The 254-nt window shown below is 42.5% G+C and carries 1 protein-coding gene; it reads left to right on the top strand.

Features of this window, described 5'->3' with window-relative positions:
- On the top strand, window positions 1-195 hold a 195-nt coding region (locus HMPREF2918_RS11740), incomplete at its 5' end, for a hypothetical protein (protein ID WP_070594462.1).
- Window positions 196-254 lie beyond the last annotated feature (59 nt).

The following is a 254-nucleotide window of genomic DNA, read 5'->3' as shown; positions in this document are numbered from 1 at the left end:
GCTGACAATGATTCTGATGTCGAGATTGATTCAGACGTTGAAAGTGATTCAGAAGTAGACACTGATTCAGACGTTGAGGCTGACTCAGACGCAGAAGTTGATTCCGATGTTGAAACCGACTCAGAGGCTGACAATGATTCAGAGACTGAAACTGACTCAGATGTTGAGACTGAAACTGAAGTAGAAACTGACTGACTTTCTGATACTGAAGTGCTCAACGATGCTGACAATGATTCTGATGTCGAGATTGATTC

The sequence above is a fragment of the Streptococcus sp. HMSC065C01 genome (genome assembly GCF_001813525.1).
Taxonomy (GTDB): Bacteria; Bacillota; Bacilli; order Lactobacillales; family Streptococcaceae; genus Streptococcus; species Streptococcus parasanguinis_V.
The sequence above is the reverse complement of the archived record's forward strand: the minus strand, read 5'-3'. Positions and strand labels throughout refer to the sequence as shown.